Genomic DNA, 22,984 nt, shown 5'->3' with positions numbered 1-22,984 from the left:
ATGCTACTCCAGATCATCCATTGCGCCGTAGTCCTTATAAATGCCCAGATACTTCTCATTGAGATCGGATTCCTTATAGAAAGTCTTCACCCTCTCGATGCCGGCCCGCGACATCCGCTGGCGCAGAATGGGGCTGGTCAGTATCCTTAAAATTGCCTCTCCGGTATCTCCCGGATCAGCCACCTTGGTAACAATCCCGGACGGTCCTAACGACTGGTCGGCCACAGTCCGCCCCTCAAGCAGCTCCCTGCAGGAACCCACATCCGAAGCCACGGCCGGAACACCGGCACAATTGGCTTCCATGATAACCAGAGGCTGAGCCTCGCTGATGCTGGTAAGTACAATCAGATCAAGCCTGGGCAGATAATCCGTCACCCGGACCTTGCCAGTGAACTCCACAACATCTTCGAGGTGCAGAAGGCTGGCGAGGTTGACGCATTCCTCGTAGTATTCCTCATCTTCCTCGGTGGGGCCCATTATAAAAACCTTCAATTTGTCAATTTTAGCGCAAACTATTCTGATTGCACGCAAAAATGTCTTCACATCCTTGATCGGGACCACCCTGCCCACAAAGCCGATCGCAAACTCGGTCTGCCCTGCGTAATCGTGATCCACAGGCCTGAGCCCAAGAAAATTCTGCAGATTTATTCCATTGGGAATAATGGTTATTTTGTCCGGGTCCGCCCCTTCCTGAATCTCCAACTGTCTGTTTCCTTCGTACAAAGTGAAAATGGCCGAAGAGTAATCATAACACAGCCTGCCCAACTGCTCGAACATGCGTATCCAGAATGTCTGGAAAGCTCCCAGCTTGCTCTCCACCCGCAGCCGTTCGTCCTCCTTGCGGTAAACCCATTCGGCCTGTGAAATCTCGATTTTGCGTTCTTTAACGTATATTCCATGTTCCGTAAGCAGCAGCGGGCGTCCGGTCATGATCCTGGCCACAACCCCCAGCAGCCCGGCATAACCGGTGGAAATTGTATGGTAGACCCGTGCCTTGGGCAGGTCCAGAGGCAGCATTTTGAAAATGGGAAGATGGGTAAAACGAAAAGTCCAGAAATAGTCGATGAAGGATTCCTGATTTACCTGCGGCTTGTAGCGTTCCACAAGCAAATCCCAAGCCCTCTTGCCATGAAACAGTTCTGATAACGGATACCGGCCATCCCTGAAAGACTTCACAATATCAAGCATCATATCCAGTTCATTACGATCCAGCCGGTAATGAAACTTGCGCAGCTTCTCCATGTCAGCGGCGGAAATACGATTGAAAAAGCTCCTCTTTATCTCAACTTTATCATGCAGGTATATGATCTTAGGATCAGCAAAGTTGTCGGGAACGTCATATCGGTACTCTGCTTTTTCCTTTGAAGAGGCCAGTATGCATACCGCAGTAAATTTCAGTTCTGGCATGCCCTTGATCAGGTTATGAATCCAGGTGGAAACACCACCGGCTACAAAAGGATAAGTTCCCTCCAGCAGCAGGCAGACATCGTAAACCTGATCTTTCTGTTCCCCGGCACTCATAAAACAACTCCATCAGTATCAAAATCATCAGGCAGTTCATCCTGCTCATCTTCTTCTACGTCAAAAAACGAAAGCCAGAAATTATAAGAACCGAGTTTGAAAGGATCAGAGGAAACAGGAGCAGGCTTGCTCCGCATATCAAGAACCTGCCTGTAAAGAGCTATGAAATTACCCTGCTCAAAAAAGACTCTGCAGATACCGAGCAGCGATTCCAGTTCCAGATCAGGAAAATGTACCGTTTCCTTGTAGATATCAAAGGCTTGCGGATATCGTCCGCTTTCACACATGCATTCAGCAAGACGAAGTTTATAGTCCTGATTTTCAGGGTCCTTTTCAACAGCGGTTTCCCAGGAACCGCAGGCAAAATTCATAGCCTGCTCCTGCATATTTCTTTCCGGCAGTCCGCTGCGGGAATAATTGCGATAAGTGGAGCCAAGCTCGGCATAAGCCGAAGCACTCTCATAACGCTGGACCCGGAACCTGGCCTTGTCCATGGACTCGGCATAATCCTCTTCCAGCCTGGTCAGCGCCGTGTGGGCATAAAAACGGACTTCAGAATTTTCATCGGAAAGGCACTTTCGCAACAGTTTTACAGCCTCAGCAGACCCGATTCGCCGCAACAGGTTGACTGCCCCCCGCTTCATGCCGACATCATCTCCGGCCAGAATATCCGCTATGGGATGGACATCAACCTCATCGTACAGAAATTCGGTAATATCCGTGGGAAGGTCCACATCCACAACGCGGCCCTCATACGATTTTTCCCGGTATTCCTCGGCCAGCCCGTGACTCTTCATCCAGACCTTTCCTACGAAAAGGGTCACGGAAATACCGACAAGGCCGAGAACAGGCATAAACAATGTGAACAGAGCCGCCAGTCTGGGATAATAAAAACCTATTCCCGGCAGGGCCCTCGGTTTTGCAGTCGTAAAAAGGACAAAAGAAAAGGCGGAAATTACATGTGCAGCCAGCGCCACGTAAATGAAATATGATCCTTCCCCCCTCAACAGGTAAAGAGCAAGCGCAGCAGCCTCGAAAATGTAGGCGGCGACAAAAGCAAAGGCCAGCTTGATGCGGGCAGCCCTTACAACCTTACTCCGCAAAAAGGACACTTATAACATCCTCCTGTACCGCCTTGACCATTTCCATCGGATCTTCCATACCGGGAAAATAACCGGCCACACCGGCCCGCAGCTCCACAAGGTTCTGGTCGGTCTCAAAAGCCATAACGCTTAAGGCCTTAAAGGAATTGAGAATATTGTTGACTACAACTCTCGCTCCGGACGAAGGGGTCGTCGGCAGAATAAGATAAAATGATCCCGGCTTGTCGCTGATGAAAAGGATATCTATTTCACGTATCTGGCTCTTCAGAATCATGCTGAAAGCCATCAGGACTTCATCCCGCCCTTCATCGGACGCATTGGAAAGCCCTGGAAACTCAAGCATGATAAGTGAAAGGTCAAGCTCATAGCGCCGGGCACGCACAAACTCCTCTTTGAGCCTTCTCTTAAAATATTCATACGTATAGGCGTCAATGGACTCATCGGCGATAAGCTTGTGTTTGGTTGCGGCAAAAACGGTGGCGTTCTCGACGCTGCTGCCGCACCAGTCGGCAACAAGACCGGCTACCCGGACAGAATCACTGGTGAACTTGAGAAAAGGCATTTTCTCTACGTTGACCACCCCCACGACATGCCTCTGGTTATCCGCCAGTATGGGAGCTGAAATTATTATCCCTCCCGGCATGCTATCGGTATCGGCTACATCGCGGATGGAAACGGACCTTTTGCTGCTTGCGGCAAGACTCATCAAGCCTTCCCCGAAAGGAACAACATCGGGCAGATATCCTTTCCCGTGCCTTATGGCAGTATCCATCCTGAATTCATCCCCCTCCAGAAGATAAATTGAACACTCCTCAACATCCATGAAATCCCGCAGGATTTCCAACACCGCCGGATAAATGCTGTCAATGCTCAGGCTTCTCAAACCCTGAGCCGCTTCATACAAGGTTCCCAATGTACTTTCCTGCGACAGGATCCGAGTATCCACTTCCTGCTTGGCCTCACTGAGTACATCGAATTTTACTTTTATCTTTTCAAAAGCATCCTTGTATGTATCGCAGGTTTCGCTCAGTTCTTCGTATTCCTTGATCTGCAACTGGCGCATCTCGCCGATAATAACTCCGACAAGAAAAAAAAGAACCGGTTTTCCCCACATGGCCAAGGACTTGAAGTCGGCAAGATCAAGCTCAGGTATGGAGATGAGTTTGAAACCGAAAAAAATCAATCCGGACACCCCGCCGGCAAAAGCCCCGCCGACGAATCCGTAACGAACAGCCACAAGCAGAACCACCAGCCAGAAAGGATGCGGAGAAACGTTGATGAATCCGGGATCGCTACGCCAGAAAATGATGTTGACCGCAGTAATGGTCACCAGTCCGAGCAAGACCTCAAAATATTTTGAAAGCCCGAATTTTTGATTTAGCGCTTTCTCTTTAAACATGCCTCTCCGCCTTGCCGTAACTACGGTTTCGGAAATAACTGCCGTGAATATTCAGATTAAAAGACAAACTTCAATCCTCCCCTTATCAACTGAGTCTCCCCGCCACCGACCTGACCGGAATCACTGCTGTATTCATAGCCGGTGTTGAATTCAAAACGACCGAGCCGCAGACTCAGGGACGGACCGCCGAAATAACTGAGGCTTGTTTTGAATTCATCCGCACGCACACCTCCGGAAGCCTCTATGACAATCACATCACACAGAGACTTGCTGAAGCTGGTGCTGATGGTGTGGATGGCTTCATTGGGCACGATTTCCACCGGGGTATAGGTACTGTCCTCATATTTGAATTTGGACCGGTAAAAGGAATATGAAACAAAAACATCCGGGTCGGAAAGCAGCCTGCGGGTAAGGATTACGTTGAGAACTCCCCGGTGCCCGTATAAACGGTCCTCGTTCAGGGTGTACTGCCGGTATTGCCCATTGAAAAACAGCCCCCACGTATCATCATAAAACCCGTTATAGGTCAGGGAAAGCTGATTGTACTGCCCTTTGTAATTGGCGGCGGAAGGTTCATCCAGCCACGGGTCGGCATAATCAACCATGAAGGAAAGGGTTCCCGGAGCATGCACCCGCCAGTCAAATCCTGCAGTACCGGATAAGCCGGAGGCAGTTCCGTCATGCGCGCCGATCCCGGCAACAGCGATGAAAGTACGGGTAATCTCTCTCTTGAAAATGAACGCCAACTGATTAACGTCCTTGTCTATTTTATCTATTCCCACTCCGGCCGGTCGATAGATTCCGGTGTTGGAATAATAGACTTCACCACGGGTCAGGTTATCAAGCTGCATGGCGAAATTCCCGCCCATGGTGGTTGTTATGGTGTCATTCGGTTGCAGATAGACACTGGGTGTAAGTTCAAGCTGCGGCCTGCGCTGCATCAGCAACCCGGAAAGAGCCTGCCGGGCATCAGAGTTGTCCGGTTCCCTGTCTATCAATTCGGAAAAGGATTTTATGGCACCGAGCCAGTCCCCGGCATCCTGCCTGCCGTAAGCTTTGGCAGAAATGGAATCGGTATCTCCGGGACGCAGGCGCAGCAGGTAACCGAGGGTATCCTGCTGCTGCTCGTAATCTCCGGTCAGCAGACGCAGCCTTGCTTCAAGCCGCAAAGCCGAGGCTGAGGAAGGATCATCGCGCAGCCAGGCGTTTATCAGCATGGCGGCCTTGTCTACCTCCTGATTATCAAGCAGCACTCCGATATACTCTTCCCGCAGGTCAAAATCTCCGGGATAAATTTTGAGCAGTTTTTCATATATCCGCAGCCCCTGTGAAGTGAACCCGCGCCTGATCATGATCCGGGCCAGCAAAACATCCTGCATCTGCTCGGACATGGCCTGCAGAACATCGCGCTGATTGAGTTCATAAAAAAGGTCTTCCGGCGCGCCCTTTAAATCGGCACCGGCAACAGGTGCAACCGGCCCCCCTCCATTCCCGGCAGCGCCTCCGCCGTCCTGCAGCATCGGATTCTCCGGCAACGGAACGGTTCTGGATGCCGCCCTGCGTTTTTCCAGCAGCTCGGCAGACATGGAGCGGACCACATAATCAAGCCCTGTTTTTTTGCCGAAAACCTTTCCGGCGGCACGGGCCTGTCCTCTGGTCGGGTAATCCCCTATCTGGACCACCCGCCACATTTTCCCGGAGGAATCGAAAAGACGCACCAGAACAGCCTTGAACCCTTCGGTTTCAAGGTAATCCACCAAAGCCCAGGCACTGTCGGCATCCTTGAAAGAAGCTACACGGACAGTCCAGATCAATTCATTTTTTTGAGCGGCCGCAACGGTATCTTCCACAGCAGAGGCAAATGGAACGGAGTAAAACAGTCGCGACACTGCAACCGTCAGCAGAAAAATGATTATGATCGTACTTTTTCTCAATTGAACTACCTGTCAAGCAACTTGACTTTTCTAGCAAAAATATTCTTTTCCGCTTTTCTTGAAATCAACCTCTCCGCCAGCCGATACTGTCTGTCCGCCTCGGCTTCGCGCCCCAGAAGACGATAAATTTCTGCAAGCTGATAGCGGGCCTCGGCATCATCGGGAACAAGTTTCAGATAATGCCGGAATTTGGATACAGCCCTTTTATACTGCTGCCTGTCAGCAAGTATTATTCCCAACCCCTTAAGAGCAGTGCGGTCCTGCGGATCGATCTTGAGCGCGGAATTGAAAAGATCGTAAGCCTCAGTTGGCGCGTTGTTGAAAAGGGCCTCCGCTCCAAGGCGGGACAGAAAGACACTGTCCGTTCCATATTCCTTTCCAAGCCTTTCATATATGGCCGAAGCCTCTGCTTTCCGACCGGCCTGCTGTAGAGCCGAAGCCAGCAGAAACCCTTCAAAACGGGGCAACCGCTTGAGATTTGCGTACGGTTCCAGAATTTTCAAGGCCGAGTCCGGTTCCTTGGCATCCAGATATGCCCTTGCAAGCTCAACCCTGCCGTTCTCAGGCAAAAGACCTTCACGCCAGAGTTCCGTGTAAAGCTTAATACGTTCGGCATTCATGTTGGCGAAACCGTAAGTCTCAGCCAGCTTGAGCCGCAAAGCGTTGTCACCCGGCTTCAGGGCCAGCGCCCTCTGATAATAGGTCACAGCACGGGCGTATTCTCCGGCATCGGAATAAGCGCCACCCGCCTGTACGGCCAGATCGAAATTGCTCGGGGCTTCATCCGCAATCTCTCCGTAAAGTCGGGCTGCTACTTTCGGACGGTTGGTCCAGCCGGCCAGTCTGGCCAACTCCTTGCGAACCTTCTTTTTCCTGTATCCGGCAGTGTAAAGCCGGTCATAAATGCGATAGGCCTCTTCGTTCAGCCCGGCGCCATCCGCAAATTCAGCCCATTTGAGCAGCATGTCGAGCTGTTCGTCCTTCCTGCTGGAAAATTTGGATAAAAGCTTTGCTGCCCGGTCATTATCTCCGGCTGCGGATAAGACAGACGCCGCGAGCATAGCCACCTGTTCATCATCCGGACGCAGCCGGATTGCCGTCAAGGCCGCATCCCTGAAAATTTTACTGTCTCCGGTATATGAAGCCACCTGCACCAGCTTCATTACGAATTCACGGCTGCCTCCGGTAAGTATCGCTGCCTTGCGGTAGAAGGGATAAGCATCCTTGGGCGAATTCAGCCAAAGCATTATTTCGCCTGCCTGGGCTATGACCTTCACATTCTTCGGATACAAATGCAGCGCATATTTCGCGGCTTCTCTGGCCAGCTTCAGATTATTGGTGTCAGACGCGGTCAGAAGCATATTTATGACGTCTTCCTCCAGCCCGGCCTTTTGCACCACCTTACGGTAAAGCTCATATCCCTTTACAGGGTCTCCGGCCTCACGCCATGCCTCAGCCCCCCTGCGCATCAGATCAATATTGCCGGGACTGAATTCAAGTGCTGCGTCAATCGTGTCTGCGATGAGTCTGCTGTCTTTGGTCGCCATGGCCGCATCGACCATACGCTCGTAATCGGCCACGCCGACATCAGGTCGCTGAATCAACCGCTTCAAAACATCATAGGCATCGTAGGGTCTGTTCAAGGTCAGCAATGCATCGGCTCTGGTCCGCATATATTCTGAATCGTCAATATCCAGATCTTCGGTCTCGGCCACTACCTGAGCCATGAGTTTCGGGTCCGAACTGTACAGGGCCGCCCTTAACATATCATGGGCGTACTTGAACCAGTTGTTCAGCTTCTCAGCCATCTTTCTGAACAAATCAACAGCCTTGTCGTAGCGCCCGGACTCCATATAGACGCGGCCGAGTTCTTCCTGATGTCTGCTGTTGCCGGGCTCGATGCTGACCAGTTTCTCCAGAACGGTTTCAGCCACATCCAACCTTCCGGCACTTCGGGATATCCATACCATCTCCGTCAGCAGCGCAGTGTTGTCCGGGTTTTCCTTAAAGAGCCTTTGGGCAATCTCCAACCCCTGCTCAAACTCTCCGGCCCAACCCAGCACCCTGACAAGTTGCAGCCGATTATTGGTCCCGCCCATCTTTTGGTCCATTTGCCGGGCGAAATTGTACCCTTCCTCCACCCTGTCCATGGAGACGAAATATTCCATCACATAAATCATGTACTGGAGCGAATTGATCACTGTCCCGGAATCAGCAGCGGCACGAAACTGCTCCCCGACCACAAAGATACCCCGGATGAGATAATCAAGGTATGGATCTTCGCTCTTTGAAGTCTTTTCGGCTCCCAGCCTGAAAATTTCCCGATTCAACTGCTCTGTGAAAAAATCAATCCCGGGCTTTTCGACCAAAAGGGTGTTCAGATGCAGAATCGCGTCAATCTCCTGCGGAAGCATATCAAAATAGCGGTAGTACATGATCAGTTTCCTGAAAGCCTCCTCATCCTGTTTCAGTATCGCAGCCAGCCTTTCCCACGTGTGCATGGCCTCCCGCGGCATGACACTCCATTCGTAAAATAAAGCCAGCTTTGCCAGAATTTCCTTGTTATCCAGCTTTTTTGCAAGCACCCGGTTAAGGCAGGTAATAGCCTTGTCCGGCATGCCTCGGTAAATATAGACATCTGCGGCAACCGAAAGCAGACCGGGATCGTCAGGGTCTTCCTCAAGCAGACGGTCCAGCAGTTCGGATGCCTTGGAAATCTCCCCCCCGGCAAGGTACAGTTCCACCATATCCCTTGGGAAGGGATAGATCAGCAAGGTGCTCCCGACAATGATGAGCACGAAAAGGAGTACCCGCCAGAGCTTGATATTCAAAGTCCGACAATCTCCACCGGGCCGGAAGAAATATCTCTGACAGAAACTTCCCCGCCTTCGCTGCTTTTCAGTTCAAGAGGGGGGCCGTCCTTCCTGATGACCCTGTACTTTGCCCCCGGCACAAGACCGGAAAGAGTCACCCGGCCCTTACTGAAACAATCCAGAACAAACCGCGCTCCGGAAGGAATCCTCTGAAAATCACGCACCCATCCGGAACTGGATTTAATGAACAGGAAACCGTCATTAACGCGCATGTTGTCGCTCAAAACCAGTTCCGCTCTTTTCGTGCCGGGACGCAAGTGCACGAATGTCCCCTCCGGAAGAACATCATACCCCAGAATATTGGAACAATTGCGCAGGTCCGGCACTCTGCCCTTTCCGTCCAGCCGCACACTCAGACAATCGCGATAGTCCGAAAACACAAAACGGTCCGGAGCGACCTTTTCCATCTTTCCGCTCAGAAATCCGTTTACCATCCTGATGTACGATGAGGCATAGACCCTTGCACTGTCCTGAGACAGGGCCCACTCGTAAACATCCTCAAGCGCCTTGAGCGAGGCAAATTTTTCGCCGCTGTAAAAATGATAATAGATGTCGATGGGCATTACCCGGCGCGGTGAGCCCGTGCGCTTCATGGTTTCGACAATGTTTCGGAATCCGAAATACGGCCCCGACCAGAGATCGGTGAGGATGTTCTCGTTGGCCTGGCCCGTATAAATCTGGCTGTAATCCCCCAGAGCGCGATAAAGAGGAGAAACCCCGAAATAGGAATCACGATGCGCATCCATAACCGTGTCCCCGCCGTTCAGGTTGAGTATTCCGGCCTTTGCGGCGATTTCGGCCTGATTGGATAGTGGATCGCACATGCCCGACCAGAGCAGCACCCGGCACGGTTTTTCCGGCGGAGCGAGATTGTCCGAGATATAGCGGCACGAATCCACAATCTCATAACGGGCATTGAACTTGTATCCCGACACTTCGTACTGGCCGACAACGAACTCGGCAGCATATTCCTTGGAATCGCGAAGCCGGGGGTCCCATGCGAAAGGATGGGTATAGGAATGCGAGGCAGGCTCAACGTTCTTCAGTTCAAAAAGAGTCCGGGCCAGTTCAATATTATTCAAACTGCCCTTTACGGCAGGGTCGATCTCCCCGGCTATGACCGATGCAGAGTTGGGAAAATCATAGCGGGAGAAAATCCGCTCCATCACTATTTCAACGCAGCATTTGTTCTCGTCAACTTCCGTGTATCCGGCGAAACCGTCACCATCAATATGGGCAAACGCAACCCGCAATCCGTTGAGCGTAGTCGGCGTAAAGGCCGGAACGCCTTCCAGCCCCAGAGAAAGGCGCAGAAATTCGAAGGGATTCATATACCATTTCTTGCGAAAATCACCGGGGTCCTGCCAGCGCATGAATCCGTCCAGAGCGAAACCTCCTCCGGGACCTATGCCGACAACAGTGCCGGGTTCTCCAGGACGATTGGCATCATCCACAGTAACCCACGACCGGGACTTCTTTGAAGACGGGACGAGCAGGATGTCTTCTCTGGGAAACAGCGGCAGCCTGCGCTCGAAATTCATATTTTCGGGATCAACATATCCGAATTTCAACTTTATTTTCTCGGCTGCAACCTCACCCTTGTAGCTGAACCCCATGTTTGAATAAACTTTGCTGATCAGCTCCTTATCGGCCGATTCCCCGTCCTCTCCGCTATAGGCCCCGAGATTACCGGCAATAACAACCTTTCTGCCCTCGGCCTGCTGACGGACCAGCCACTTCAGATACTCATTCGGTCCGGCCATGGAATCATCAGCAAATGTTGTAAAGACGGCTCCGAACTGCTCCATCTCCCCTTTGCCGGGCAAAGGACGCTTTGCCACATCACGGATTTCGTAAAGCAGTCCGAGATAATTCAAAGGCATGGCAAAACCTTCGACAAAAAGGTTCTCCTGCGCAGTTCTTTCATCGGAACTGTCGTAAAGGACAAGGACCTTGCGCTTGACCGGATCAGGTCCGGCTGAGGCAGGAAGAGCGGCACAGATCACAGCCAGCAGAATAAGCAGACTAAAAACATTGCGCATGGACAAAAACCTCATCAAGGGCCGGAGTGCTTACATACGGCACAAACCCCTGTTTTCTGGAAAATTCACAGGCGCTGCCGATATTAAATGAGTCGTCCGCCGGGGCGTAATCCAGGCTGAGGACAACAAGTTTCGGATTCGCTTTTACCGCCTCTGCGGTTTTGGCGAGCAGAAAATCGCGGTCTGCATGGGGAACTGCCGAGGCTTCCTTCGAGTCCGGGGCCATGGAACAGGTCAGCCCCTCGATAAGCAGGTAATCAAGATACGGGGCAGTACGCCGTATTATCTCGAAGCCGCGATTCTGGCAGAGAATGAGATCTGGGAATTTTTCGCGAATGGCCCTGACCAGTTCCACACAGGCCCGCTCGGTGCCTTTGTAGGCATCCGGATCACGGCGCTGCATGTCTATCGGAGAATCAAGCGTATCAAAAAAAAGCCCGTCATATCCGCGGGCAAGCGCATTCGGAATCAATTTGTCGAAAAGCAGTTTCCGCCATTCCGGACGGCGCACATCCACAACCCATGAATCCCAATTCTCATTATAACGGGATAACAACCCCTGCTTTTTAGCCTCTTCAAGATACTGACTGTTCCCGTGCAATTCTCCGAGACTGATGTAAGCAAGCGCCTTACGCCCTTGAGAACGCAGCGGTGCCGGGTCCTGCCCGGTTTCCGAAAGCACGCAGAGATCGAACTTCAAGAGGTCTGAAGTTCGGTCGGCACTGCCGTAATAACAGGCCCAGGAAGAAATCCGGGCCGGATTTTTCCCGAATGCGATCCTGTATCCGAAAAGGCTGAACCCAACCACGATCAGGACCGCAATTATTGAGCAGGTGTATCGGACATGGTCTGAACCATTTCCGCCAGGGTATCCTGAGCCACGCTGTTGAGGGAATCCGTACATCCGAAAAAGCACCCTCCGGAATTAGAAGAGGACGAAGCCCATAAAACCTTGCCGGAAGGAACATCAATCATTTTCAGATTGATTCCGACCGTGGGGCTCTGGTTCACACCGCGCTTGTACTGATACTCGGAAACGGAACCGTAAACCACGGTATCAACTCCGAGTTTGCTGCCTATTTTCTGCGCGACCACATCTTCCATTACAAACTCAAGGTCATCACTGTCACCTTTGACCCGTTTGAGCATCTCGGTGGACTCCATGAGCTTGAATCTGGTGGACGCATAAAGCTCGGTGGAAAGCAGGTCGCTGACAATCCTTCCGGCGTTGGGAGTGGTGGTCAGATTGACCAGAGGCAGAACTGCCACCAGCCTTGCGTCACTGGCAATTCCCTGCGGCTGTACATAATCCTTCATGTAGGAACCGGAACAACCTGCAAGGGCCAATATAAAAAACAAAATACATACAAAAAAACGTTTCACTAAATCCTCCTGACTTACAGAAAGTCAACTAGCGGGCAACAAACGCGATGTTCCCGCGTCCAGCGCCCCGCCCGACAAAATAATCTTACCGTTTAAATGGTTGGATTACCTTCTCCAACTTTCAACCAATGCAATATAAACAGAAAACAATGACCTGAAAAGTATAACATTTAACTTTTAAGTATTTTTCGTAAGATTTTCCAGACTTGTCCATTTCATTGCTTTAAACGTCCTGTCCGTGCTAAGGAAGCAGGAATAAACTGTAACATAACGGACTGAAAAAAATGAAATTTAAATTTAGCCTGTCAATTATTCTGCTGTTTCTCATTATGTCCTGTTCACCGCAAAAGCCTGTCCCGGACAGAACAGAATACGGCTCTGAGTCAATTAACGGCATACGGGTAACTCCGAAACGGCCGGAGATTTCAAGCTGGGCCTGCGTGCTGCAGAATCCTTCCACAGCTGCAATTGCCGAATCTCCCTACCAGCTGATTGTGACCGACTACTCCAAGGACGGTACGGACAACAGAAAATTCACCGCCGAAGAAGTAGCGATCATGCACAGGTATAAAAAAACCGTACTCTGCTATTTTTCCATAGGTGAAGCGGAAAATTACCGTTTCTACTGGGATAAGGGATGGGATGAAAATCATCCGACTTTTCTGGGGCCGGAAAACAAGGACTGGCCGGGGAACTTCAAAGTCCGCTACTGGAGCGAGGACTGGTGGGAAAAAGCACTGAAGCCGTACATGGACCGCATCTTGGAAGCCGGTTTTGACGGTGTATATCTGGACATAGTGGACGCATACTGGTTCTGGCACGAACAGGGCGAAGACGTGAAGGATACTGCCGACAGAATGATCAAACTGATCGTACGCATAGCGGACTACTGCCGCAAACGGGCCGGAAGCAATTTCATAATCTGCCCCCAGAACGGAATGGGTGTATTTGAATCCTGCTCGCCGGAATACAGGGAAGCCTACTTCAAAACAATCGACATGGTCGGTCTTGAAAGCCTGCTTTTCAACTGCTTCAGCACTGATGATCGTGACTACCGGCTGAGACTGGCCGGAGAGGTGGCCAAAAACGGAAAAACAGTTCTGGATATGGAATACATAGGCCCAAAAGAGTATCATGATTACCTTAAACAGGTCCGGGCACTGCCCTTTAAGCTGATACCCTACGCATCCACACCGGACGCAGCCCTGACGCGGCTGACCGATTTTTATTACAGTCTGAAATAATTTTATTCACTTACAGTTCAGCAACTGCTTTCTTCTGGCCGGACAGACCGTCATTTTTTGTCCCATAGATGAAAATGAACCATAGCAGTCATTCCGGAGTATCTACCGGAATGCCTGCTATGGATAAAATCTGATAATTCCCCCGGCGTGCAGGGCATTAAAAATTATGACCAGACCGGCGAGCATTACCAGTCCCGCACTCGCCACCGGAAGATTTTCCAGCCATCTGCGAGACCCCGAAAACCTTTCGGTCAACCCGGACGCCTTGACTGTCAGTATGCCGATAATGATCAGCACTGCCGCCAGCCCAAGACTGAAGGCCGAGATGAGCAGCAATCCGAAAACAATACGCCCGAAGGCAACCGAGGCCAGCAGGACGACCAGAGCCGTGGGACACGGAACCATTCCGCCCGCAAGCCCGAGACTCAGCATGGACCACCATGAAACGGCTCCTCCATCCGGAGCATGATGGTGATGGTCGTGGTGGTGATGGTGATGAAGCGCTCTTTTAGCCAGCATCAGATAACCGACCAGAAAAACAAGGGCACCGGAAAAAGCCCCCAGCCACGGGTACAGATCGCCGGGAAGAAAATAATGAGACATGAGCAGCGCGGCAATACCGAGCACCAGAACACTTGCTACATGGGTCACTGTAACGATCAGCCCCAGAATGAAGGCATCCCGCACACGCCCGCTTCGTCCGATAAGATAGGCGGCCACCATGGCCTTTCCGTGTCCGGGACTGAGCGCATGGCCCATGCCCAGAAAAAATGCCAGTCCCAGAGCCAGAAGAACTGTCGCGGTACCGAGATTTTCCTTTGAAAGATATTCCTTCAGCGCGGCCTGACTGGGATCCTCACGCGGTTCAGGCTTGAGCAGATCTGCCGCGGAATTTTCCTTTCCACCAACGCCCCCATCAGCCGAAGCTTCGGAACTTCTCATAAAAAACCGGAAATCAAGCTCCCGTGAATCTGGTGAAGTCCTGACCACATTAAAAACAGGATCGGCCCGCACCAGCCACTTGAGCCATTTAAGCTCACCTGCCCGAAAATTATTATCCGAAAACCGCAGAAAATGTTTTGAAGAACCTTCACCTTTCAAGGGGATTGAATAAACAAGATTGGACCGCAGGCCGTTGTTGTAGCCGCCATTAGCCGGAGCAACCGAGTCGTAATATAGTTCCGGCACCACAGTGCCGCCATCCAGCGATATGGACAGATTTGGCAGCAGGATTTCATTTATCCTCTTTGCGAGACGGGCTTCTTCTTTTGCGGAAACTTCCCCGTCATGATCAAAGTCCGGAACCAGAGATGCTGTAATGGAAGGACCGATGGAAGTGTTATACAGAATCAGCAGCCGTCCGCCCTCGTTCATGACCGTAGTTTCCTGTACGACCTCGCCGAGAGGATGCGCCTGCACCGGAACACAGGTCAGGACGAAGAAAATCAGACTGCACAGAATATATAAATTCCTCACTAGACCTGCTCCTGTAAATTGCCGCTAAAAATCTTTCGCTGTTCGGCCGGCATAATCACAAAGATTGAATGATCTGCCAAGGATTATACCGTAATCACCCAGACCATGCACAGAATATAGCGCCCGCTCAGAACCGGTTTTGCTGTTGACAGCTTTTCGCATCATAGCTATACACTCCAAAAATGACCAACGGTCACTTTTTGACCAATGGTCACAACATCCAAAAACAAAAACTTAAATGGCCAGAAAACAGCAGGAAAAGTCACAGCAGACCAAAGAAGAACTGATGAGTGCTGCCAATGAACTCTTTGGAAGAAAAGGGTTCACGGAAACTACTGTGGCAGAAATAACAAGACACGCCGGTTATGCCAAAGGCAGTTTCTACAGACACTGGGTCAGTAAGGATAAGCTTTTTCTGGAAATAATCGAAGACAAGCTGATCCAGTACCGAAACGCCAGAGACGAAAGACTCAGCCGAGCCGGTTCCCTTGAAGAAGTGATGCACATTATCTGGGATTTCCTGGAAAACATGGTGCAGGACCGTAACTGGGCAAAAGTTTTTCTGGAGTTCACCATTTATGCTTCACGAATTCCCGAATTGCGCGAAGATCTGGGACTGAGCCAGTACAGGCTGTCCGAAACAGTCTTCGCCGAGTTGGTGAAAGATTTCATTGAAACGGACTATCCCCCGGAAAAACTCGGAGCACTCAATACGGTTCTTTTTGAGGGATATATGGTCAGGAATGCCCTTGAAACAGGATTCATGATTCAGAATTCAGGCGAGCACGGTTTAATAGAACTCAAGGAAATACGCGAGGCAGCCGTGGCCCTGGCCATAAGCAAGGGACTCAAAAAAAAGCCGGAATAAACCGGAATTACATATTTTCATAAAAATCGGAGGAAACATGAAAAGACTTTTACTCACTGTACTGGCCGCGGCCGTCTGCATGTGTGCAATGCCGCTTTCCGCAGGTGCCGAAAACGTGAACCTGACCTATTCCAACTTTTTCCCCCCCACGCACATCCAGTCCAAACTGGCCCAACAGTGGTGCGATGAAGTTGCAAAACGCACCGATGGCCGCGTGACTATTTCCTATTTTCCCGGCAACACGCTGACCAAGGCCAAACAGTGCTATGACGGAGTTGTGGAAGGACTTTCGGACATAGGCATGTCCGCCCTTGCCTACTCGCGCGGACGTTTTCCTACAATGGCCGCGGTAGATCTGCCCCTGGGCTACAAATCCGGCGTGGCAGCCACCAAGGTGGCAAACGCTGTTTATGAAAAATTTCAGCCCAAGGAACTCCGTCAGGTAAAAGTTATCTTTTTCCATGCTCATGGTCCGGGACTGCTCTTCACAGCCAAAAAACCGGTCAGAACCCTTGAAGACATCAAAGGCATGAAACTGCGTGGTACAGGGAACTCCGCTCAGTTGCTCAAGGCTCTGGGAGCATCTCCGGTAGCCATGTCCATGCCGGATTCATATCAGGCCATCCGCAAGGGCGTTGTAGACGGCGGCGTATACCCCATGGAAACCAACAAAGGCTGGAAGATGGGCGAAGTAGTCGACTACTGCACTCTGGACTATCCGGTGGGATACACCACTACATTCTTCGTAGTTATGAACAAGGACAAGTGGGCCGCCATTTCCGAAGAAGATCAGAAAACGATCATGGCCCTTGGTCAGGAATATGCCCTCAAGCACGCCAAGGCCTGGGACGAAAGCGACAAGGTCGGACGCGAATTTCTGACTGAAAAAGGCGGACAGTTTATCGAACTCAGCGAAGCCGAAGGTAAACGCTGGAAAGACAAAGCCGCTCCCATGATGGATGAATACGTAAAAATGGCCAACAGCAAAAAGCTCGATGGTAAAGCGATTCTGGACTTTACCGTTGAGACGCTCAACAGCGCGCAGTAAAGCTCTCACACAATAAGCACCGAAAGTTCAAGGCCGCGGCAGAATTCGCAGCCTTGAACTTTTTGCCGCTTTATGAGTACCGCACCGCGACTCGTGTGCATAAATTAACGGAGAATTACAAGTGAACAATCTCAAACTTTCAGCTCTGGCAGACGGGCTGGAAACACTGCTGAAAAATATTGCCGCAATCTGCCTGATCAGCATGGCTCTCCTGACCGGTGCGGACATAATTTCCCGAGGATTATTCGGTGCCCCCATTTTCGGTGTGGAAGAAATAGTCGCCATTCTGGCTGTCATGACCACCGGACTGGCTCTGGGGTACGCCCATTCCCAGAAAAGCAATATCGGAGTTGAATTTCTGTACAGCAAGCTCAGCAGACGGGCTCGCCGCAGAATGAACATTTTCAGCAACACGCTCAGCGCGGCTCTTTTCGCCACCGTTACATGGCGCCTGTATCTCTACGGCGTAAGCATGGGAAAATCCGGCGAAGTCTCCATGACCCTTGAGCTGCCAACAGACATGGTAATTTATGCCCTGACCTTCGGATTCGGCTGCTTCACGCTTGTAATCATAAAAGAGCTGCTCATGCTCTTCACCGGGGAGGAATAAAATGGAACCGACCACCATAGGAATCCTTGGGGTCCTCATAATGCTGGCCCTGTTCCTGACCCGCATGCCGGTGGCTTATGTCATGACACTGGTCGGGGTCAGCGGCTTTTCCATGCTGATATCAATGAAAGGCGGGCTCAACCTGCTTTCGCGCAGTTTTTACGATACGTTCTCGTCCTACAGCCTTTCCACCATCCCGTTGTTTATCCTGATGGGGCAGTTGGCCTTCAACAGCGGGATAAGCCGTAAACTGTACTCCACCGCATACCATTTTCTGGGGCATATACGAGGCGGTCTGGCCATGGCCACGGTTGCCGCCTGCACGGCTTTCGGTTCCGTCTGCGGATCAAGCCCGGCTACAGCCGCAACAATGGCCACAGTAGGCATCCCGGAAATGAAGCGCTACGGATATTCCAATTCCCTAGCGGCCGGGTCGGTTGCATCTGGCGGCGGACTGGGCATGATTATGCCCCCCAGTGTTGTTCTCATCGTCTATGGAATCCTGACGGAACAGTCCATCGGAGCTCTTTTTGTCGCCGGGATCATACCCTCGATAGTGCTGACCATCCTCTTTATCGCGGCAATCGGAATCATATGCAGCCGCAACCCGGAACTCGGACCGAAAGGGGACACCTTCACCTTTGCGGAAAAAATGAAATCGCTTGCAGGGCTGATGGATACGATCCTGGTATTCGCTCTGGTCATCGGCGGTATGTTTTTCGGATTTTTCACTCCCAATGAATCTGCTGCTGTAGGGGTCCTCGGAATCCTTGTGCTCGGCATAATCAAACGGCAGTTGAGCTGGCAGGCTTTTCTGAATTCACTTTACGAAACCCTGCGCACTTCCTGCATGGTGCTTTTCCTTGTTGCCGGGGCGGTTATTTTCGGGAAATTTCTGGCAGTAACCCGCATCCCGTTCAATGTTGCTGAATGGACGGCCTCGTTCGACTTGCACCCGCTGATCATCATGACCATGATTCTGGTGATTTATTTCATAGGCGGCTGCTTTATGGACGCGCTGGCCCTGATCATGCTGACTATCCCTGTCTTTTACCCAGTGGTAACATCGCTCGGCTTCGACCCCATATGGTTCGGTGTAATCATCGTGCTCGTAACCCAGATAGGTGTAATCACTCCTCCGGTAGGCATAAACGTCTATGTGGTCTACGGTATGGCCCGGAAATTCTCCCCGGACATAACGCTGGAAGAAATTTTTAAAGGCACCATGCCGTTTTTACTGGCAATTATGGTCGGAATTATACTTTTTGCCATATTTCCGCAGTTGATTCTATTTCTGCCGGAAGCTATGTATTAACTAAAGTGCACGTCCAAAAACACTTCTGAAGTTGATATTAAGTTCATACCCGGAAAAATTCCGGTTAGTGGCAAAAAGCAATTGGAGAATCGTCGTGTGTAATGATCAGGAAGTTTCCGATATAAAAAACGTTATCGAAGAAAAAATCCCTTTTGATAATTTTCTGGGCCTCAAGGTTGAATGTGCAGGCAAGAATTACGCAAGGCTACGGCTTCCATTTCGTCAGGAATTCATTGGGGACCCGCGCCGACCTGCCCTGCACGGAGGGGTTATCTCCATGCTGATTGATACCTGCGGAGGTACGGCGGTCTGGGCTTCCGGTGAAATAAACGATCGTGTGGCGACCATTGACCTCCGGGTAGACTACCTTCGCCCGGCTCCGCCGGAAGACATCATTGCTGAGGCAAGGGTAAAATTACTCGGAAACAGGGTAGGAAACACTCAAATAATTGTTTTTGCAGCATCTGAGCCCGAAGTCATCATTGCTGAGGGGCGCGCTGTTTACAATGTTCGGAAGGCTTCCGAAGACTAACAGCCAAGCAGACTAGTACATAAAAAATCCGTAGAATGTAAAAACGTTCTGCGGATTTTTTTTAATCTTTCATAAAAATTATAAAATATCAGCCAGCCACAATTAGGCAGCAACAGAAACTCTAAGCTTTCCACTAAATATGACAAAATAGACTGCAGACAGGACAGATTAAAACTTATTTTCTGATAATATAACCTGCATCGGCACAGGATATTATCCAATACCAGCAAACTCACAATATTCGGGAAATCTTTTTCTGAGCCTATGCAATGCCTTCTGTTCGGCTAAGACGTAGGCTTCGGCAGAATCAAGCTTAACACTACCCCGCTTGTCATGAATCATGTCCTTGTTCACATCATAATGTTTAAAGGTATGTCCCAGATGCAGCATATCCCTAAACCATTGCACGGCCACGTCCAGACATACGGGGCGATCCCAGTTCTCACCAATGCACGCGCCTGATGGCATTCTTGCTCCAAAGGGAACGGCGCTCCCAAAAGGCATCGTATCCTTGCGAGCCTTGTCCATATCAATAAGAGCACACCATTCATTCAGTCTGCACTCCGGCAAAGGCCAGGCATTTTCCTTATACTGGTCGGAAAGGCCGAGATTGTAAGCCCTCCGCTGAGTATAATCCATATCCTTATTATAGATCCTCATCAGATACTGGTACGAAGGCTTGAATTCCGTGTACCGTTCTGAATCGCAAAGACCGTTCTGCCCGGCAGGACACCACCAGCACTGGCCGATTTCACCGATACCGGTATGTCCATCCAGTTCATTGTAAAGGTTATCGACAATATCAGCAGTGACCTCAATATCGTTGTGAACGGTAAGCAGATAGCGCTCCCTGCATTTTTCCCAACCGGACTGGTAGCGTATAGACAAACGATAATCTTCTGAAGAAGCCGCCAAAGCCATATCATTAGGGTCGATACCATTCCAATATTTCGGTATAAAATATTCAACAGTATCGCCTAAATACTCGATAATTTTATCTTGATTTCTGAATTCATACTCGGCGGTGCACGCTTCTTCCTGAAAATAAATTCTGTTTATGTGTTCCCCGCTATGCTCAAGCAATGAAAGCAGCGAAAGTGCTGTCTGATGAACTTTACCGAAAACATTTATGACGACATCAACTTTAGGAGTCATGCTTAGCACCTTATTAATTAATATGAATAATTATTAAGATACTATTAATACAAGTTAATTACAATGGTTGGAAATCTGATCATTCGGGCTTGCGGACAGACCATGCTCCAAACGCCGAAAAGCCCGCACAACTTTCGTAGTGCGGGCTTTTGCAGAAACAAAAAAGTCCTTGCGACGACCTACTTTCCCACCAGCTACCTGGCAGTATCATCGGCGAAGGAGGGCTTAACTTCCGAGTTCGGAATGGGGTCGGGTGTGGCCCCTCCTCAATGGTCGCAAGGACAAATATGTTGATCCGTAAGGATCGAAATATATGTCGAATAGAGAACCTACTTCCTTAATTTTGCGTAGTGTGCGTCAGATGTGGATTTTTCGATTCGAGACCGGATGCGAAGTGTATCCTTAATACACGAGCAGTCGATCTTGAATTTAAAAATTCGCAGATGGCGTGCAATACGCGAAATTAAAGTTATAGGGAAGAGAAGAAAGATAAGTCGCACGATTTATTAGTACCGGTCAGCTGAATGTGTCACCACACTTACACTTCCGGCCTATCAACCAGGTGGTCTACCTGGAATCTTCAGATGCTAAAGCATAGGGAGAACTAATCTCAAGGCAGGCTTCCCGCTTAGATGCTTTCAGCGGTTATCCCTTCCGAACTTAGCTACCCTGCAATGCCGCTGGCGCGACAACAGGAACACCATAGGTTCGTCCACCCCGGTCCTCTCGTACTAGGGACAGACCCTTTTCAATTCTCCTACGCCCACGGTAGATAGGGACCAAACTGTCTCACGACGTTTTAAACCCAGCTCGCGTACCACTTTAATCGGCGAACAGCCGAACCCTTGGGACCTGCTTCAGCCCCAGGATGTGATGAGCCGACATCGAGGTGCCAAACCGCATCGTCGATGTGAACTCTTGGATGCGATCAGCCTGTTATCCCCGGCGTACCTTTTATCCTATGAGCGATGGCCCTTCCATGCGGGACCACCGGATCACTAAGACCAACTTTCGTTCCTGCTCGACATGTCTGTCTTACAGTCAAGCTCCCTTATGCCTTTGCACTCGACGGCTGGTTTCCAATCAGCCTGAGGGAACCTTTGCAAGCCTCCGTTACTCTTTGGGAGGCGACCGCCCCAGTCAAACTACCCACCAGACACTGTCTCCAAGCCGGATAACGGCGTTGGATTAGAATTCAAGAATATCAAGGGTGGTATTTCAAGGATGGCTCCACAGACACTGGCGTGCCCGCTTCAAAGCCTCCCACCTATCCTACACATGATAGCCCTAAACCCAATGTCAAGCTATAGTAAAGGTGCACAGGGTCTTTCCGTCTTACCGCGGGTAACCGGCATTTTCACCGGTAATTCAATTTCACTGAGTCTCTGGTTGAGACAGTGGGGAGATCGTTACGCCATTCGTGCAGGTCGGAACTTACCCGACAAGGAATTTCGCTACCTTAGGACCGTTATAGTTACGGCCGCCGTTTACTGGGGCTTCGATTCGGAGCTTCGAACAAGTCTAACACCTCCTCTTAACCTTCCAGCACCGGGCAGGCGTCAGTCCCTATACATCGTCTTACGACTTAGCAGAGACCTATGTTTTTAGTAAACAGTCGCCCCCCCCGATTCTCTGCGGCTCTCGAAAGCTTAGAAAGTAAATCTCGTCACTCTCAAGAGCATCCCTTCTCGCTAACTTACGGGATCATTTTGCCGAATTCCTTAACCAGAGTTCTCTCAAGCGCCTTGGTCTACTCGACCCGACTACCTGTGTTGGTTTGCGGTACGGTCTGCAAATGCTAAACTTAGAAGATTTTCTAGGCAGTCTGGAATTACTCACTTCAAACGTGAAGTTACGGCATCACATCTCGGGATAGAGGATCACGGATTTGCCTATGATCCATCCCTACATGCTTACACCGGGACATCCAACACCCGGCTGAGCTATCCTTCTGCGTCCCTCCGTCGCACACAATTGCAGGTACGGGAATATTAACCCGTTTTCCATCGACTACGCCTTTCGGCCTCGCCTTAGGGACCGACTAACCCTGGGAAGATTAACTTTACCCAGGAAACCTTAGTCTTACGGCGAACGAGTTTCTCACTCGTTTTATCGTTACTCATGCCAGCATAATCACTTCTCATTAGTCCAGCGAACCTTCCGATTCACCTTCATCCCATCTGAGAACGCTCTCCTACCGATGCGTCAAAGACGCATCCCGTAGCTTCGGTACCATGCTTAGCCCCGTTACATTTTCGGCGCAGAATCGTTAGACCAGTGAGCTATTACGCTTTCTTTAAAGGATGGCTGCTTCTAAGCCAACCTCCTGGCTGTCTATACAACTCCACCACCTTATCCACTGAGCATGGATTTAGGGACCTTAGCTGACGGTCTGGGCTGTTTCCCTTTCGACTACGGACCTTCGCACCCGCAGTCTGACTCCCAGGATATAACTTACGGCATTCGGAGTTTGATAAGGTT

At 50.5% G+C, this 22,984-nt stretch carries 16 protein-coding genes and 2 rRNA genes (1 of these 18 running past the window's edge); 6 read left to right on the top strand and 12 right to left on the bottom strand.

Going from position 1 to position 22,984, the window contains the following annotated elements; translation table 11 throughout:
* Positions 1-3: 3 nt before the first annotated feature.
* The 8 genes from pelF to ACKU4E_RS02930 are packed head-to-tail and all read right to left on the bottom strand — an operon-like array spanning position 4 to position 12,255.
* Positions 4-1,521 carry a GT4 family glycosyltransferase PelF gene (pelF, locus tag ACKU4E_RS02965; protein ID WP_320169598.1) on the bottom strand — a complete coding sequence of 506 codons (1,518 nt, stop codon included), beginning with the start codon at positions 1,519-1,521 and terminating at the stop codon, positions 4-6.
* Positions 1,518-2,633 (bottom strand): HEAT repeat domain-containing protein, encoded by a 1,116-nt coding sequence (locus ACKU4E_RS02960; RefSeq protein WP_320169597.1) that lies wholly within the window; start codon positions 2,631-2,633, stop codon positions 1,518-1,520. The genes pelF and ACKU4E_RS02960 overlap by 4 nt, the downstream gene beginning before the upstream one ends.
* A complete protein-coding gene (locus ACKU4E_RS02955; RefSeq protein ID WP_320169596.1) occupies positions 2,614-4,023 on the bottom strand; it encodes a GAF domain-containing protein in 1,410 nt (469 codons plus the stop codon). Before ACKU4E_RS02955 ends, ACKU4E_RS02960 begins: the two co-directional genes overlap by 20 nt.
* A gap of 56 nt (positions 4,024-4,079) precedes the next feature.
* Positions 4,080-5,957: an SPOR domain-containing protein gene (locus tag ACKU4E_RS02950; RefSeq protein ID WP_320169595.1), complete on the bottom strand. Its 1,878-nt coding sequence runs from the start codon at positions 5,955-5,957 to the stop codon at positions 4,080-4,082.
* Between the two features lie 5 nt (positions 5,958-5,962).
* Positions 5,963-8,788 (bottom strand): tetratricopeptide repeat protein, encoded by a 2,826-nt coding sequence (locus ACKU4E_RS02945; protein ID WP_320169594.1) that lies wholly within the window; start codon positions 8,786-8,788, stop codon positions 5,963-5,965.
* Positions 8,785-10,872 carry a polysaccharide deacetylase gene (locus ACKU4E_RS02940; protein ID WP_320169593.1) on the bottom strand — a complete coding sequence of 696 codons (2,088 nt, stop codon included), beginning with the start codon at positions 10,870-10,872 and terminating at the stop codon, positions 8,785-8,787. Before ACKU4E_RS02940 ends, ACKU4E_RS02945 begins: the two co-directional genes overlap by 4 nt.
* A complete protein-coding gene (locus ACKU4E_RS02935) occupies positions 10,856-11,680 on the bottom strand; it encodes an endo alpha-1,4 polygalactosaminidase (RefSeq protein WP_320169592.1) in 825 nt (274 codons plus the stop codon). Before ACKU4E_RS02935 ends, ACKU4E_RS02940 begins: the two co-directional genes overlap by 17 nt.
* 14 nt (positions 11,681-11,694) lie before the next feature.
* The gene (locus tag ACKU4E_RS02930; RefSeq protein WP_320169591.1) at positions 11,695-12,255 is read right to left on the bottom strand and encodes a GNA1162 family protein; all 561 of its coding nucleotides are present in this window, start codon (positions 12,253-12,255) and stop codon (positions 11,695-11,697) included.
* Between the two features lie 284 nt (positions 12,256-12,539).
* Here ACKU4E_RS02930 and ACKU4E_RS02925 point away from each other — a divergent pair, with 284 nt between their 5' ends.
* Positions 12,540-13,499, top strand: coding sequence for an MJ1477/TM1410 family putative glycoside hydrolase (locus ACKU4E_RS02925; protein WP_320169590.1), 960 nt, complete (start codon positions 12,540-12,542; stop codon positions 13,497-13,499).
* A 117-nt stretch (positions 13,500-13,616) separates the two neighbouring features.
* On the opposite strand, the gene ACKU4E_RS02920 is transcribed toward ACKU4E_RS02925, so the two are convergent.
* Positions 13,617-14,975, bottom strand: a complete 1,359-nt coding sequence (locus tag ACKU4E_RS02920) for a sulfite exporter TauE/SafE family protein (RefSeq protein ID WP_320169589.1) — start codon at positions 14,973-14,975, stop codon at positions 13,617-13,619.
* A 238-nt stretch (positions 14,976-15,213) separates the two neighbouring features.
* Between ACKU4E_RS02920 and ACKU4E_RS02915 the strand changes: the two genes are divergently transcribed.
* From ACKU4E_RS02915 to ACKU4E_RS02895, 5 genes are all read left to right on the top strand, one after another.
* Positions 15,214-15,843 (top strand): TetR/AcrR family transcriptional regulator, encoded by a 630-nt coding sequence (locus tag ACKU4E_RS02915; RefSeq protein ID WP_320169588.1) that lies wholly within the window; start codon positions 15,214-15,216, stop codon positions 15,841-15,843.
* A 37-nt stretch (positions 15,844-15,880) separates the two neighbouring features.
* Entirely contained in the window at positions 15,881-16,891 is a 1,011-nt protein-coding gene (locus ACKU4E_RS02910) for a TRAP transporter substrate-binding protein (RefSeq protein WP_320169587.1), read from the top strand.
* Between the two features lie 121 nt (positions 16,892-17,012).
* Positions 17,013-17,501 (top strand): TRAP transporter small permease, encoded by a 489-nt coding sequence (locus tag ACKU4E_RS02905; RefSeq protein ID WP_320169586.1) that lies wholly within the window; start codon positions 17,013-17,015, stop codon positions 17,499-17,501.
* A 1-nt stretch (position 17,502) separates the two neighbouring features.
* Positions 17,503-18,816 (top strand): TRAP transporter large permease, encoded by a 1,314-nt coding sequence (locus ACKU4E_RS02900; protein WP_320169585.1) that lies wholly within the window; start codon positions 17,503-17,505, stop codon positions 18,814-18,816.
* A 94-nt stretch (positions 18,817-18,910) separates the two neighbouring features.
* Positions 18,911-19,348 (top strand): PaaI family thioesterase, encoded by a 438-nt coding sequence (locus ACKU4E_RS02895; RefSeq protein WP_320169584.1) that lies wholly within the window; start codon positions 18,911-18,913, stop codon positions 19,346-19,348.
* A 213-nt stretch (positions 19,349-19,561) separates the two neighbouring features.
* Here the strand turns inward: ACKU4E_RS02895 and ACKU4E_RS02890 are convergent, their stop codons facing one another.
* From ACKU4E_RS02890 to ACKU4E_RS02880, 3 genes are all read right to left on the bottom strand, one after another.
* Positions 19,562-20,503, bottom strand: coding sequence for a hypothetical protein (locus tag ACKU4E_RS02890; RefSeq protein ID WP_320169583.1), 942 nt, complete (start codon positions 20,501-20,503; stop codon positions 19,562-19,564).
* A 166-nt stretch (positions 20,504-20,669) separates the two neighbouring features.
* Positions 20,670-20,784, bottom strand: a 5S ribosomal RNA gene (gene rrf, locus ACKU4E_RS02885).
* Between the two features lie 204 nt (positions 20,785-20,988).
* Positions 20,989-22,984: ribosomal RNA gene (locus ACKU4E_RS02880) — 23S ribosomal RNA — on the bottom strand; it runs 938 nt beyond the window's last position.

Source organism: Maridesulfovibrio sp., assembly GCF_963677005.1.
In the GTDB taxonomy this organism is placed as follows: domain Bacteria; phylum Desulfobacterota; class Desulfovibrionia; order Desulfovibrionales; family Desulfovibrionaceae; genus Maridesulfovibrio.
The sequence above is the reverse complement of the archived record's forward strand: the minus strand, read 5'-3'. Positions and strand labels throughout refer to the sequence as shown.

Coding starts and splice junctions, on each gene's coding strand:
- pelF (WP_320169598.1), bottom strand. CDS start 1,521: ATGAGTGCCGGGGAACAGAAAGATCAGGTTTACGATGTCTGCCTGCTG.
- ACKU4E_RS02955 (WP_320169596.1), bottom strand. CDS start 4,023: ATGTTTAAAGAGAAAGCGCTAAATCAAAAATTCGGGCTTTCAAAATAT.
- ACKU4E_RS02940 (WP_320169593.1), bottom strand. CDS start 10,872: ATGCGCAATGTTTTTAGTCTGCTTATTCTGCTGGCTGTGATCTGTGCC.
- ACKU4E_RS02925 (WP_320169590.1), top strand. CDS start 12,540: ATGAAATTTAAATTTAGCCTGTCAATTATTCTGCTGTTTCTCATTATG.
- ACKU4E_RS02915 (WP_320169588.1), top strand. CDS start 15,214: ATGGCCAGAAAACAGCAGGAAAAGTCACAGCAGACCAAAGAAGAACTG.
- ACKU4E_RS02910 (WP_320169587.1), top strand. CDS start 15,881: ATGAAAAGACTTTTACTCACTGTACTGGCCGCGGCCGTCTGCATGTGT.
- ACKU4E_RS02900 (WP_320169585.1), top strand. CDS start 17,503: ATGGAACCGACCACCATAGGAATCCTTGGGGTCCTCATAATGCTGGCC.
- ACKU4E_RS02890 (WP_320169583.1), bottom strand. CDS start 20,503: ATGACTCCTAAAGTTGATGTCGTCATAAATGTTTTCGGTAAAGTTCAT.